The organism is Cutibacterium sp. KB22876, from assembly GCF_059728865.1.
This window is the reverse complement of sequence record NZ_AP040858.1, coordinates 1,329,837-1,343,837: the sequence shown is the minus strand read 5'-3', so window position 1 is coordinate 1,343,837 and position 14,001 is coordinate 1,329,837. Positions and strand designations below refer to the sequence as shown.

The following is a 14,001-nucleotide window of genomic DNA, read 5'->3' as shown; positions in this document are numbered from 1 at the left end:
CATCCGTCAACGGTCACGGGAGCGGATGCATGCCACCACCAGGCTCACCGCCAGGCAGATGACTCCGAACTCCTGAAGAAGAAGGATGACGTTGGCGAGGATCTCGGAGGCCACCGTCACCTGAGTCGCCTCACTGTGCTCGACCAACTGAACCTTGATGGTCTGGGCGATGAAACCGCCGACAAGACAGGTCAGACCAACGATGATCGGGACCCGCAGCGATCGGCCCCCCAGGGCCAGCCGCGGCCGTCGCGCCTCATAGATGGCAAGGACGAACGAGCCCGCCGAGAACCACATCAGGAGGGTGTAGAGAGCCGATCCGATGATGGCCATCGCCTGGGAGTACTGCTCAATCCGAAGCCAGGCCACCAGACAGGCGGCCACGAAGAATCCGATTCCTGTCAGGACCGCTCGCCCCGTCCAGCTCGGCCTCTCATCGTGTTCCTGTGCGTTGAGCTCAGTCATGACGACTCCTCCGGTCGCGCCCGTACCTTCAGCCTGTCCTTGAACATACCCTATATGCGGTTCATGGGGTCGGTAGTGTTGCCCCATGACCGCCTACCATGCTGACGCCAGTGACCTTGAGAGCAAGGAAATCCTCACCTGGAAAACCTTCGGTGACGCCACCGACGAACTCGCCACCCAGATCCACAATTCGGACTTCGATCCCGAGATCGTGATCGCGGTAGCTCGCGGAGGCATGATCCCGGGCGGAGCCCTCACCTACTCCCTTGGCGTCAAGCTCACCGATGCCATCAACGTCGAGTTCTACACCGATGTCGAGGAGACCCTGCCTGATCCGGTGCTGCTGGCCCCGATGCTCGACACTGATTCCATCCGTGGCAAGCGAATCCTCGTCGTCGACGACGTCGCCGATTCCGGCCGCACTCTGGCACTCGTGCTCAAGCTGCTGCGCGGATTCGGTGCCGACGTTCGCTCGGCGGTGCTCTACGCCAAGCCCACCACTGTCATCAGTCCGGACTTCGTCTGGAAGGCCACTGACAAGTGGATCGTGTTCCCGTGGAGCGCGAAGCCTCCCGTTGGTCAACGCTGAGTGCGAAGCCTCCCGTCGGTCAGCGCTGAGTCACAGCACCGACCCCACCGCGACGACCACGTCGTGGAAGGACACCGCTCCGGGGTCGGGCGTGCCCAAGGACTTCTCACCAAGCGGGCGCGCCCGACCGACCTTGGCAGTCACCTCGGAGGTCGCCTGAGCCCCCTTGTCAGCGGCATCACACGCTGACGTCCACGCCTGCGACAGTGGATCCGGTGACGACTCCAACGTCGTCACGAAGGGATCCATCGCATCGACCATGGTCTTGTCCCCGAGCTTCGCCCCGCCCAACCTGGTGACGGCGTCGAGGGCAGCACGAGCAGCCTGACGAATGGCCTCGTCACTGGCCGGGTCCTCGTCACCCAGCACCGCACCGAAGGCGGTCAGCACCGCTCCCCACAGCGCACCCGAGGTGCCACCGGCATGCTCGGACCAGGCCGAGCCAGCGGCGTTGAGGGTGGTTGCCGCGCCGGCCCCATCTCCCCTGACCCGCTTGGCCTCGGCGAGAGCGGCCTGGGATCCACGCGTCATGCCGATGCCGTGGTCACCGTCACCGGCCACCGAGTCGAGCCGGCCCAGCTCATTGGCCCGCTCCGACAGGGTGGTCGCCACTGCTTCCAATCCCTTGATGACGACGTCGGCAAGCTCCTGGGAGGCTTGCGACCCCGGGGCCGCGACCGAGACGTGCTCAGCCTCCTGGGACAACGGTGTGGTGTCGAGGTCGACCTGACCAACCGCGCCACGACGGTAAGCAGGGGTGTCGCAGGCCGCCAACCACAGCGGTTCAATGACCTCGTCGAGCCACACCAGAGTCAGAGAAACACCTGCCATGTCGAGGCTGGTGACGAACTCCCCCACCTGCGGGTCGACGATCGTCAGCCCCGCCTCCTCGAGACGACGACTGATGTCGTTCCACAGCACGAAGAGTTCCTCGTACTTGGTGGAGCCAAGTCCGTTGACGATCGGGACGACCCGGGTCCCCGGATTGTCCGGGCGGTCGGCCAGCAGCCCGTCGACGAGCATGGCGGCGACCTCGTCGGCCGTACCGAGAGCCTCGTCATGGATACCTGGCTCCCCGTGGATACCCATGCCGACACCCATCTGACCAGGCGCGACACGGAACAGCGGCTCGTCAGCTCCCGGCAGGGTGCACCCGGCGAAGGCCACCCCGAAGGACCGGGCGCGATCGTTGACACGATCGAAGACCTTGACGACCTCGTCGATGTCACGACCTTCCTCACAGGCAGCCGCTGTCACCTTGAAGACCGGGAGGTCGCCGGCGATGCCACGACGCTTGAGGTGATCCTCGGGGCCTGCCGAGGCGATGTCGTCGGTGACGAGCAGGCAACGGGTGTCGATGCCTTCGCTGCGCAACCGTTCCGCCGCCTGCCCGAAGTGCAGGACGTCACCGGCGTAGTTGCCAAAACCGATGAGGACTCCCGCTCCCCGATCCGCCGCCTTGCAGACCGAGTAGGCCTGGGAGGCTGAGGGAGAGGAGAAGATGTTGCCGCAGACGGCACCGTCGGCAAATCCCGGGCCGACCCAGCCAGCGAAGGCCGGGTAGTGACCTGAGCCGCCACCGACGACGAGGGCGACCTTGCGATCGGTGCGGGCAGCACGAACCACGCCACCGAACACCGGCCTCAGGTGGTTCGGGAAGGCGCTGGCGAGCCCGGCGACGGCCTGGGACGGAAAATCATCGGGGTTGTTCACGAGTCGGGTCATGGCTGGGACTCTCCTGTCATTTCATCATCGTTGATGGTGGTTTTCCCACGCTCCATGATAATTGGTGTGTTCCCAGCGTGCCCAGCGTGCCGAAAAAATGGGACACTGGAGACGTCGAAGGAGATCACATGACGCACACCATGCCGGCCTTGGTCCTCAATAGCCCCGGAGACGTTCACCTTGCCGAAAAACCCATTCCCACGCCGGGCCGCGGCGAGGTCGTCCTGGCCGTCGAGGCGACGACGATTTGCGGCACCGACCTCCGCATCATCTCCGGTGAAAAAACCACCGGGGTGCGCCCTGGGGTCACTCTCGGACACGAGATCGCCGGACGGATCGCCTCCCTCGGCGAGGGGGTCGAGGGGCTGACCGTCGGACAGCAGGCCACCGTCTCCATCGTCGTCTCCTGTGGCACCTGTCGGGCCTGCCTGGCCGGACGCGAGCACCTGTGCAGTCACTGCGAACTCATCGGCTACGGGATCGACGGCGGGCTGGCTCCCTGGCTGTGTGTGCCGGCCCGAGCAGTCGCTCGCGGCAACGTCATCCCGGTCGCCTCCGAGATGCCGGCCAACCGGCTGGCTCTGGCCGAACCCCTCTCTTGTGTTCTCAACGGGCACCGTCGACATGGTGGGGTCAACCCTGGGGAGACGGTCGTCATCATCGGCGGCGGGGCGATTGGTCTGCTTCACACCCAGCTCAACCTGGCATGCGGAGCGGGACAGGTCATCCTGTGCGAGAAGCACGCTGACCGACGCGACCGTGCGGCGGCCATGGGGGCCGTCACCACCTCACCCGATCACCTCGTCGAGGTCGTTGCCGAGCGCACTGATGGTTTCGGTGCCGACCTCGTCATCGTCGCCATCGGACGCAATGAACTGGCCGAGCAGTCCCTTGACCTTGCCGCCCCGGGCGGGCGGGTGAGCTGGTTCGCCGGCTTCCCCAAGGGATCAACGGCGACGATCACCCCCAACACCGTGCACTACCAGGAGCTCACGGTCTCGGGAGGATCGAATGCTCGTCGCGCCGACGTCCACCGCGCCGTCGAGATGTTGGGTCGCGGGGACATCGACGAGGCCCCGATCGTCACCCACACCTTCGGGCTGTCCCAGTGGACCGACGCCGTCGACGCGGTGCGCGGTCACGCCGGGGTGAAGATCGCTATCGACCCCCGGCGCTGAGCCGCATCACCTCACAGTTTCACAGAGAGGGCCCCGGTGTCAGGGTTGCCGAATCGGTGAGCCGTCACCGAGACCGACTGCTCCCGCAGGAAGGGCAACAGTTCGATCTGCGGCGCGCTGGTAACCTCGTTGGCCCACACAGCCAGATCGGGGTCACCGTCGGCCTCGTCGGCGGCACGTGACGGGTCTCCTCCGACCAGCCGCACCCGGCCGGCACCGAGGCTGGCGTACCAGTCGTCGTCGCTGGCAGTGGTGACGGCCACTCCGACCGAGCGCAGGGCTCGTCCCAGGCCTTCGTCGAGGCTGGGGTCGAGGCTCACCGACATCTCATGGCCAGCGGCCAGCAGACCGACGGCGATGACACGGGCGACGTCAACCGGCTTGGCGTCGGCGCAGCCGCGCACCTGGGTGGGAGCCGGACGGTAGCGCAGCACGTTGCGCTCGCGTTCCAGTCCACCGATGTCGGTGGAGCGTCCGAACCATTCGCCCCACTCGTGGGCGTCGCGGGCGACGGCGTCGAGCAGCCAGGCCCGCTCCTCGCGGGTGATGATTCCCTCCACGTGACCGACGAACTGCTCGACCAATGCACACGGACGATCCGCGGGGGTCGGGGTCGTCACATCGGAACGCTTCCAGGAACCCAGCACCTGCAGGTAGTGGTAGCCGCCTGCCTTGGCACCTGGGCCCACCGCTGAACGCTTCCAGCCACCAAAGGGCTGACGACCGACGATCGCACCGGTGATACCGCGGTTGACGTAAAGGTTTCCGGCCTTGACCCGTTCGGCCCAGTACTCGATCTCAGAAGGATCCAGGGAGTGCAGACCGGCAGTCAGACCGAAGGCAGTGCCGTTCTGATACTCGATGGCGGTGGCCAGGTCGGGGGCGTACATGATGCCGGTGATCGGGCCGAAGTACTCGGTGATGTGGTAGGGATCCCCGGGCTTGATGCCACCGCGCACTCCGGGAGACCAGTACCGTCCCTCCTTGTCGATGCGCACCGGCTTGAGGGCCCACACCTGGCCCGGGTCAAGCTTTGTCAGACCGTCGAGGAGCTTGCCCTTGGCCGGCTCAGCGAGCGGGCCCATCTGGGAGCGCAGGTCAGACGGCGAGCCGACGCGGATTGAGGACGCGGCGTCGAGGATCTGATTGCGCAGCCGCTCGGAACGGTAGGCCTGCCCCACCAAGATGATGAGGGAGGCTGCCGAGCACTTCTGGCCGGCATTGCCGAAGGCCGCCTTGATGATGTCGGCGGCGGCCAGGTCGTAGTCGGCGTTCTCGGTGACGATGATCGAGTTCTTGCCGCTGGTCTCGGCCAGCACCGGCAGGTCGTGACGCCAGGACCGGAAGAGTTTGGCGGTCTCCCATGCTCCGGTGAGGATGACCCGATCCACCTCGGGATGGCTCACCAGGTGCTTACCGGCCTCGTTTTCCTCGACGTCGACGAGCTGCAGGACGTCACGCGGGATCCCGGCTTCCCACAAGCACTCGGCGATGACGGCGCCGCAGTGGCGAGCCTGCGGGGCGGGCTTGAGCAGCACCGAGGACCCAGCAGCCAGGGCTGACAGGGTGGATCCGGCGGTGATGGACAGGGCGAAGTTCCACGGCGGGGTGACGACGGTGACCCGCGGCGGAATGAACTCGGCTCCGTCGACCGTCTCGAGCTCCTCGGCCCGATCGGCGTACCAGGCCGCGAAATCGATGGCCTCGGAGACCTCGACGTCACCCTCGGCGAGGATCTTGCCGGTCTCGGCACCGGCCACCGCAAGCAGGTCTCCGCGGCGATCCGCGAATGCCTTGGTGACCTTGCGCAGCATCTCGGCGCGCTCGTGACCTCCGCGTGCCGCCCATCCGGGCTGGGCATCGAGGGCAGTGGCGATGACGGCGTCAGCCTGGCCGACGGTGTCGATGTGGTTGGCGGCCAGGGTGGTCTCCCCCAGCTGGCAACCCTTCATCTCCTCGGCGACCGTGGCGGCCCAAGCACGGATGTTGGGCAGGGAGGGGTCGGAGTCGGTCGACTGGACGAATCCGTCGGACAGGTCGGGCACCCGATCGGGCTCCTGATGGCGACGCGGCTCGGGAACGTCGCGGGTGATCCCGGCCACGGCGGTACGGAACCTCGCCTCCTCGCGAGCGAAGAGATCAGAGTCGTGACCGAGCTGGAAGACCGCCGACATGAAGTTCTCGCTGGCGGCGTTCTCCTCCAGACGACGCACCAGGTAGCTGATGGCGACGTCGAAATGAGCGGGGTCGACGACCGGGGTGTAGAGCAGCAGCCCGCCGACGTCGGCTCCGATGCGCTCCACCTGGTCGGGGGCCATGCCCAGCAGCATCTCGAACTCGACCCGGTCGCGGACTCCGCGTCGCTCCGAGAGCAGTTTCGTCAGGGCGATGTCGAAGAGGTTGTGGCCAGCGACGCCGTAACGCACCGAGCGCGTGCGTTCAGGGGTGAGGGCCCAGTCGAGGATCCGCTTGTAGTTGGTGTCGGTGGCGAGCTTGGAGGGCCACGGGGTCTGCTGCCAGCCGTGGATCTCGGCGTCCACCCGCTCCATGGCAAGGTTGGCTCCCTTGACCAGACGCACCTTGATACCGGCTCCACCAGCAGCGGTGCGGCGGTCAGCCCACTCGACGAGTCCTTGCAGGGCGGCCAAGGAGTCCGGCAGGTAGGCCTGCAGGACGATGCCGGCCTCCAGATTGTGCAGTTCCGGACGGTCGAGGAGCTTCTGGAAGACCCCGATCGTCAGGTCGAGGTCGTGATACTCCTCCATGTCCAGGTTGATGAACTTCGGCTTCGGGGAGTTCGCGGCCAGGTGATACAGCGGCAGCAATTGCTCGACGACCTCGTCGACCGTCGCCTCATGGGCCCACAGGTCGAGCTGGTTGACCACGGCCGAGATCTTGATGGAGACGTAGTCGACGTCGTCACGGGCAAGCAGGTTCATCGTCCCTTCGAGTCGGGACTCTGCCTCGCGGTCTCCCAGCACGGCCTCACCCAGCAGATTGAGGTTGAGCCTCACCCCTGAGCTGCGGAGGGCCTTCAGGGTGCGGGTCAGTGGACCCGGACGAGCGTCGACGACGAGGTGACCCACCAGCTGACGCAGGGCATTGCGCGCTGCCGGGACGACGATGTCAGGAGCGATCGGAGCCATCCGGCCACCGGTTCGCACCGCCATCTGCAGCGCGGCGGGCAGGAAGGAACAATCGGTCTTGGACAGCTCAGCCAGGTTCGCCGCGGCAGTGCGGGCGTCCTCGGGACGCACGACCCGGTCGATGAAGGCCAGGGTGAAGGGCAGGCCGGCGGGGTGGGACAACACGTCAGACAGCAGTCCCGCAGCGATCTGTGCGCGATCTGTCGTTCGTTTCGACACTCCATTGGTGTCGCGTAGCCAGGTGTGGACCTGCTCAACAGCTTCGTCGACCAGGTCAGCAGGGCGTGGGGATGGGGATGCCCAGGTATCAGCGTCGATACTCATGGCAAGACTGTAGCCCCGTCAGGACAGCAACGTGCGATTCACAAGGGCGTGCAGCCTCGCCAGGTATCTGATGGTGCAAGAATGTCGCCGCGAATATCCGAGAGGACAGCTCATGACGCAAACTGCCACCGAGGCCAGCACGACGACGCGCAAGGGCATCGAGACGACCGGAATCGAGGTCGTCGAGGAATCTCAGCGCACTGCACGCCCACGCGACCTCTTCCTCCCCTGGTTCGCCTCCAACGTCTCCGTCTTCGGCATGAGCTACGGCGCCTTCATGTTGGGATTTGGGGTGTCCTTCTGGCAGGCCATGGCGGCCACCCTCATCGGCGTCATCGTCTCCTTCGGTTTCTGCGGCATCATCGCCATCGCCGGCAAGCGCGGATCGGCTCCGACGATGGTTCTCTCGCGGGCAGCCTTTGGCACCCAGGGCAACAAGATTCCCGGCGTCATCGCGTGGATGACCTCGATCGGCTGGGAGACCTCCCTGGCCATCACGGCCGTCCTCGCGACGACGACGATCTTCCACCGGCTTGGCTGGAGTTCCGGAACCTCCGTCAAGATCGTCGCCGCCATCGTGGTGGCCCTGCTCATCGTCGGTGGCGCAGTGGCCGGTTACCACATCATCATGAAGCTCCAGGCCGTCCTGACGTGGATCACCGGCGTCCTCACCGTCATCTACCTCATCATGGCTGTCGGGCACATCGACTGGCACGCTGCGACCTCGCTGCCCTCGGCGTCCTTCCCCGCCTTCATCGGCGCTCTCACCCTCGTCATGACCGGAACAGGACTGGGATGGACGAACATCGCTGCTGACTGGTCGCGGTATCAGTCCCGCAAGTCCTCCGGGTTCTCCATCGCCTTCTGGAATGTCTTCGGGGCCTCCCTGCCTCTGATCATCCTCATCACCGGTGGCCTGCTGCTGGCGGCCTCCTCGAAGGATCTGTCCGACGCCATCGGTGCTGACCCGATTGGCGCCCTGGCGACCATCCTGCCGACGTGGTTCCTCATCCCCTTCCTGCTGGCGGCGATCCTGTCCCTGCTGGCCGGTGCGATCAACGGCATCTACTCCTCCGGGCTGACCCTGCTCACCCTGGGCATTCGGGTTCCACGTCCGGCTGCCTCCCTCATTGACGGGACGATCCTCACCATCGGCACCCTCTACGTCGTTTTCGTGGCTCCGAACTTCATCTCCCCATTCCAGTCCTTCCTGGTGACCCTGGGCGTTCCGCTGTCGGCCTGGACCGGGATCATGATGGCTGACATCACCCTTCGTCGCCGTCCCTACGACGAGGCCGATCTGTTTGACGGTTCGGGACGCTACGGCCGTTTCGACCTCACCTCGATCATCACCTTCGTCGTCGTGACGATCATCGGATGGGGGTTGGTCGTCAACACCTATGAGGGCGTCAACTGGAACAACTGGCAGGGCTTCCTCCTTGGCCCCCTGGGGCTGGGCGGTCGTGAGGGAGACTGGGCCTACGCCAACCTCGGCGTGCTCGGGGCCCTCGTCCTCGGGTACGTCGTGACCCTCATCGCCCGACGCGGCAAGGTGCGTCGTCAGGAGTCCCGATGAGTGAGCCATGGCTGGTCATCATCGACCCGCAGACGATCTTCGCCTCCCCCACCTCCCAGTGGGGATCACGCGCCTTCCCCGACATCATCGACCCCATCAACCGGCTGGCCGAGGCCCACCGCGGACACGTTATCGTGACGAGGTGGATTCCCTCGGACCACCATGAGGGGTCTTGGCGCGACTACTTCGAGCGCTGGACCTTCGCGGATCGTCCCGCAGACGACCCGCTGTTCGATCTTGTCGCGGAAGCGCGCCCTTGGGTCGAGCGCCCTACCGTCGACGTCACGACCTTCGGCAAGTGGGGCTCTCAGCTCTCCGCGATCACCGGAGCCCACCCTCACCTTCTGCTCACCGGGGTCTCCACCGACTGCTGCGTCATCACCACGGCGTTGGCCGCAGCAGACGCCGGAGCTTGGGTGAGTGTCGTCTCTGACGGCTGTGCGGGCTCCTCACCGCAGAACCACGAGGCAGCTTTGACAGTCATGGATTTGTACTCTCCGCAGATCGACGTCATTAGCAGTTCTGAGGCGCTTTCTGCCCTCCGTTGAGGCTGTGGATTGGCTATTTCTTTGGTCACCCTGCCTTGTTGATCTGTCATATGAAGACGACAATGGTTCTCACTTGCGTACTGGAAAGGGAACACCACATGCATCGTCGTCTTCTGGCCATTGCAACCATCAGCGCCTGCGCCTTGGGCATGGCTGGTTGCTCCGGCAACTCTGATTCGGGCTCGAGCGCGGCTTCAGACGCTTCCTCCAACGCCGCTGCGACGAACAAGGTTGACGTCGTCGCCTCGACCAACGTCTGGGGCTCGGTCGCCGAGGCCATCGGCGGAGACAAGGTCAATGTCCACTCCGTCATCAACAGCCCGGATCAGGACCCGCACGACTACGAGGCCACCGCCAAGGACAAGCTCGCTTTCTCCAAGGCCAAGATCGCCATCGCCAATGGTGGTGGCTATGACGACTGGGCCTCCAAGCTCGTCAAGAGCACCGGCTCCAAGGCCACCGTCGTCGACGCCGTCGAAACCTCCGGGCTCAAGAAACCCGACCAGGACGAGTTCAACGAGCATGTCTTCTTCTCGATCGACAGCGCTCGCAAGGTTGCCAAGGTCGTCGAGTCCGACCTGGTCAAGGCTTCGCCTGACAACAAGGCCACCTTCGAGTCCAACCTCAAGGACTTCGAGTCCAATCTGGACGACCTCAAGGCTCGCGCTGCCAAGGTTGGCGAGAAGCACGCGAGTAGCACCGCCGTCGCCACCGAGCCGGTGGTTGGCTACCTGCTCGACGACATGAAGGTCAAGAACATCACCCCTGAGGAGTTCGTCGAGCAGTCCGAGACCGAGGCCGGCCCGTCGACCAAGGTCGTCCACGAGACCACCAAGCTGATTGCTGCCAAGAAGGCCTCCATCCTCCTCGTCAACGGCCAGACCAGTGACGCCGTCACCAAGGAGCTGCAGAAGGCTGCCAAGGGCGCCGGGATCAAGCAGGTCGGCGTGTGGGAGACCTTCCCGAAGGGTGTCGACACCTACCAGGACTTCATCGGCAAGGCCATCACCGACATTGACAATGGCCTGGCCTGACACTCGTGACATCACATCGCTCTGACATCTCCGGGGCGACCACGAGGATCGAGCCTGCCAGACTCACCGGCGCCAAGGTCGCCTTCGGGGACCGGGTGCTGTGGTCGGGGCTCGATCTCGTCGTGGAACCCGGCGAGTTCATCGCCGTTCTGGGACCCAACGGGGTGGGAAAGACCACCCTGCTGAGGGTCCTGCTCGGGCAGACTCCGCTGACGGCCGGCACCGCCATGGTGGCCGGCCGTCCGGTGCGTCGTGGCTCGACCCACATCGGTTACATCCCGCAGCAACGCTCCTTGGAGACGACGGCCCCGATTCGCGGCCGCGATCTGGTGGGCATGGGGATCGACGGTCACAAGTGGGGATTCGGCTTGTTCAGCCGCTCCCGACGTCGGCGCATTGACGAGGCCATCGCCTCTGTGGGTGCCACCGCCTTCGCCGACGCCCCGCTGACGATGACCTCCGGTGGTGAGCAGCAGCGTCTGCGCATCGCCCAAGCCCTCGTCACCGACCCTGAGTTGTTGCTGTGCGATGAGCCGTTGTCCAGCCTTGACCTGCGCCACCAGCAGGAGGTCACCAAGCTCATCGACACTGCACGTCGGACCCGAAATCTCGGGGTGCTCTTCGTCACCCACGAGATCAACCCGGTTCTGCCCTATGTCGATCGGGTGGTGTACGTCGCTGGCGGCAAAGTTCGTGTCGGCACCCCCGACGAGGTGCTGCGTTCTGAGGTCCTCACCGATCTCTACGGGTCCCCCGTCGAGGTCTTCCGTCATGACGACCGGATCATCGTACTGGCCGACGACGAGAGATCGTCGCATCTGCACGGCCCGCAGATCGCCGAGGGCGAGGAGATGGTCTGACATGGATTTCTCCACCATCATCAACTTCGACAGCTTCAGCCAGCTCGTTCCCCTGGTCCACGGCTCGATCATCGCCGGAATCATCCTCGGGGTTCTGGCAGGTCTCATCGGACCGATGATCCATGCCCGCGACCTGGCCTTCGCGATTCACGGCACCTCGGAGCTCTCCTTCGCGGGTGCCGCAGTGGCCCTGTTCTTCGGTGCATCGGTCACCAGAGGGGCCGTCGTCGGGTCTCTGGTGGCTGCCCTCATCCTGGGTCTGTTGGGCGTGAAAGCTGCCGAGCGCAACGCCTCCATCGGCATCATGCTGCCCTTTGGCATGGGCATCGGTGTGCTCTTCCTGAGCCTCTACAAGGGAAGATCGTCCAACAAGTTCGGCCTGTTGACCGGACAGATCGTCGCCGTCGACACCACCGAGCTGAGCACGCTGGTCGTCGTCTCGATCTTCGTCGCGGTGTGTCTGGGCATCATATGGAGACCGCTGTTCTTCGCGTCAGTGGATCCCGAGGCGGCCAAGGCTCGCGGGGTTCCGATGCGCTTCCTCTCAATTGTCTTCATGCTACTGCTCGGTCTGGCCACGGCCATGGCTGTGCAGCTCGTCGGCGCCCTGCTGGTGCTGAGCCTGCTCATCACTCCGACGGCCGCCGCCGCCAAGGTGACGGCACATCCGCTGGCCATGTCCCTGCTGTCGATCATCTTCGCGACGGTCTCCGCGGTGGGCGGCATCCTGCTGTCCCTGGGGCCCGGCTTGCCAATCAGCCCCTACGTGACGACGGTGAGCTTCCTCATCTATCTGGTGTGCCTTGTCCTCGGCGCGATTCGTCAGCGCCGCGGTTGGAGCCGTCGGGTCTCCTGAACCGTCATTTCTCGCACAACGTCCTGTCGACGACTGTTGTCGACAGGACGTTGTGCTGTCATCTCGACGTCACCGCGATGTCAACTGGGCACTGTGAACTGGCGCGGTACGCCGTTGAGAGGATGATTCATGCATCGCCACCTGACCCGAGGCCTGGCCGCCACCGCCTGTGCCGCTGCCCTGATCTGCCCGCTGGCACCAGGGGTTGCTTCCGCCGAACCGACCACGGACGCCATCGAGGTGTACACCGGAGGCGCTCCGGTCCTGTCCACCGCGCCGAATGGCGTCAAGATCACCGACAGCGGATTCGGTTCAGCCTTTGCCCATCGCAACGGCGATCCTGACGACGTCTACTACGGCCTGACCGACCGCGGCCCGAACACTGACTCCGATGCCGACAACGAGAAGATCGAGCCGGTCAAGTTCCAGCCCTCGATCGCCAAGTTCCGTCTGGTCAACGGCCACATGGACCTCGTCAAGAGGATTGGTCTGGTGACCAAGGACGGCACACCGATGAACGGTGCCGTCAATCCGGAGGCCTCCACCGGGGAGACGATCGTCGACATCAACGGCAGGACGATCGCCCCTTCGAAGGCCGGCATCGACTCCGAAGGTCTCGTCGTCGCCCCAGACGGCAGCTTCTGGGTCTCCGACGAGTACGGCCCCTATGTCGTTCATTTCGATGCCCAGGGACGCGAGATCTCCCGTCTCAAACCCTTCGACGGCACCCTCCCTCGCGAGCTGGCCTTCCGCACCCCGAATCGTGGCATGGAAGGCCTCACCCTGACCCCCGACGGCAAGACCCTGGTCGGAACCATGCAGTCGGCTCTGGAGACCCCGGATTTGTCCGGCAGCTCCAAGAAGGTCCCCTTCGTGCGCATCGTCACCATCGACGTCGCGAGCGGCAGGACCACTGGGCAGTACCTGTACCAGCTGCACCTGAGCCAGGCCAAGACCTCCGTCTCAGAGATCACCGCCCTGGGAAACCACACCCTGCTCGTTGACGAACGTGACGGCGACCCGGGCAAGGACACCTTCAAGCGCCTGTACAAGATTGACCTGTCGAAGGCGACCAATGTCAACGACGCGAAGTCGGTCCCGGGAGCGACCTATGACGCCACCAAGGGTGGCCTGCTCGTCGACGGCAAGTCCCTCGAGGGTCTCGTCTCGGCCGACAAGTCCGCCAAGAACGACGAGAAGAAGGCCACCGAGATCCTCACCTCCCACGGCGTAGAGCCCGCGATCGGCGAGCTGTACCTCGACGTCACCAAGCTGGTGTGGACCGCTGATCCATCCGGCAACACCTTTCCCCACGACAAGGTCGAGGGGGTCGCGGTGACTCACGGTGGGGCCACCGTCACGCTGTCGAACGACTCCGACTTCGGTATCAACGGCATCGTCAAGGGGTCCAAGAACCCCTTCCAGCTCGTCTCCAAGCACTTCGGCACCGACGAATCCCGCCAGGACATCGGCGAGTCGCTGAAGGTGCGCATGAACTCCCTGACTGAGAACCTGCGCGGACCGGCATACCGTAAGGCTGAGTTCACCACCGACGGGAATGCCGTGACCGGCAAGAACCTCGAGCCTGACACCGGTTACGTCGTGGCTGTCGACGGCACCAAGGTCGGCACCCTGGCGACCAACGCGAAGGGTTCGGGATCCCTCGATCTGCCAGCCCTGAATACTGGTGACCACGAGGT

At 64.9% G+C, this 14,001-nt stretch carries 10 protein-coding genes and 1 pseudogene; 8 read left to right on the top strand and 3 right to left on the bottom strand.

The features are described 5' to 3' along the window. Positions 1-6: 6 nt before the first annotated feature. Complete coding sequence (locus tag AC6I1W_RS06015) at positions 7-465, bottom strand: hypothetical protein (RefSeq protein WP_221268873.1); 459 nt, start codon at positions 463-465, stop codon at positions 7-9. An 85-nt stretch (positions 466-550) separates the two neighbouring features. On the opposite strand from AC6I1W_RS06015, the gene AC6I1W_RS06010 reads away from it, so the two are divergent. Next, entirely contained in the window at positions 551-1,054 is a 504-nt protein-coding gene (locus AC6I1W_RS06010; RefSeq protein WP_063279569.1) for a phosphoribosyltransferase, read from the top strand. 30 nt (positions 1,055-1,084) lie between these two features. Here AC6I1W_RS06010 and AC6I1W_RS06005 read toward each other — a convergent pair whose 3' ends face one another. Beyond that, on the bottom strand, positions 1,085-2,779 hold the full coding sequence (locus tag AC6I1W_RS06005) for a dihydroxyacetone kinase family protein (RefSeq protein ID WP_270235652.1): 1,695 nt from the start codon (positions 2,777-2,779) through the stop codon (positions 1,085-1,087). Between the two features lie 128 nt (positions 2,780-2,907). Here AC6I1W_RS06005 and AC6I1W_RS06000 point away from each other — a divergent pair, with 128 nt between their 5' ends. Next, complete coding sequence (locus AC6I1W_RS06000; protein ID WP_270235650.1) at positions 2,908-3,957, top strand: alcohol dehydrogenase catalytic domain-containing protein; 1,050 nt, start codon at positions 2,908-2,910, stop codon at positions 3,955-3,957. Between the two features lie 11 nt (positions 3,958-3,968). On the opposite strand, the gene AC6I1W_RS05995 is transcribed toward AC6I1W_RS06000, so the two are convergent. After that, entirely contained in the window at positions 3,969-7,427 is a 3,459-nt protein-coding gene (locus tag AC6I1W_RS05995; protein ID WP_270235647.1) for a bifunctional proline dehydrogenase/L-glutamate gamma-semialdehyde dehydrogenase, read from the bottom strand. Positions 7,428-7,539: 112 nt separating this feature from the next. Here AC6I1W_RS05995 and AC6I1W_RS05990 point away from each other — a divergent pair, with 112 nt between their 5' ends. From AC6I1W_RS05990 to AC6I1W_RS05965, 6 genes and pseudogenes are all read left to right on the top strand, one after another. Next, the gene (locus tag AC6I1W_RS05990; RefSeq protein WP_065674143.1) at positions 7,540-9,003 is read left to right on the top strand and encodes a purine-cytosine permease family protein; all 1,464 of its coding nucleotides are present in this window, start codon (positions 7,540-7,542) and stop codon (positions 9,001-9,003) included. Continuing rightward, on the top strand, positions 9,000-9,551 hold the full coding sequence (locus AC6I1W_RS05985; protein WP_065674144.1) for a cysteine hydrolase family protein: 552 nt from the start codon (positions 9,000-9,002) through the stop codon (positions 9,549-9,551). The genes AC6I1W_RS05990 and AC6I1W_RS05985 overlap by 4 nt, the downstream gene beginning before the upstream one ends. Before the next feature lie 98 nt (positions 9,552-9,649). After that, positions 9,650-10,585, top strand: a complete 936-nt coding sequence (locus tag AC6I1W_RS05980; protein ID WP_270235643.1) for a metal ABC transporter solute-binding protein, Zn/Mn family — start codon at positions 9,650-9,652, stop codon at positions 10,583-10,585. A 5-nt stretch (positions 10,586-10,590) separates the two neighbouring features. Next, on the top strand, positions 10,591-11,445 hold the full coding sequence (locus AC6I1W_RS05975; RefSeq protein ID WP_065674146.1) for a metal ABC transporter ATP-binding protein: 855 nt from the start codon (positions 10,591-10,593) through the stop codon (positions 11,443-11,445). Position 11,446: 1 nt separating this feature from the next. Then, positions 11,447-12,301: a metal ABC transporter permease gene (locus AC6I1W_RS05970; RefSeq protein WP_270235641.1), complete on the top strand. Its 855-nt coding sequence runs from the start codon at positions 11,447-11,449 to the stop codon at positions 12,299-12,301. Positions 12,302-12,430: 129 nt separating this feature from the next. Continuing rightward, positions 12,431-13,681, top strand: a pseudogene (locus AC6I1W_RS05965) (esterase-like activity of phytase family protein); the annotation flags it as partial. Between the last annotated feature and the right edge of the window lie 320 nt (positions 13,682-14,001).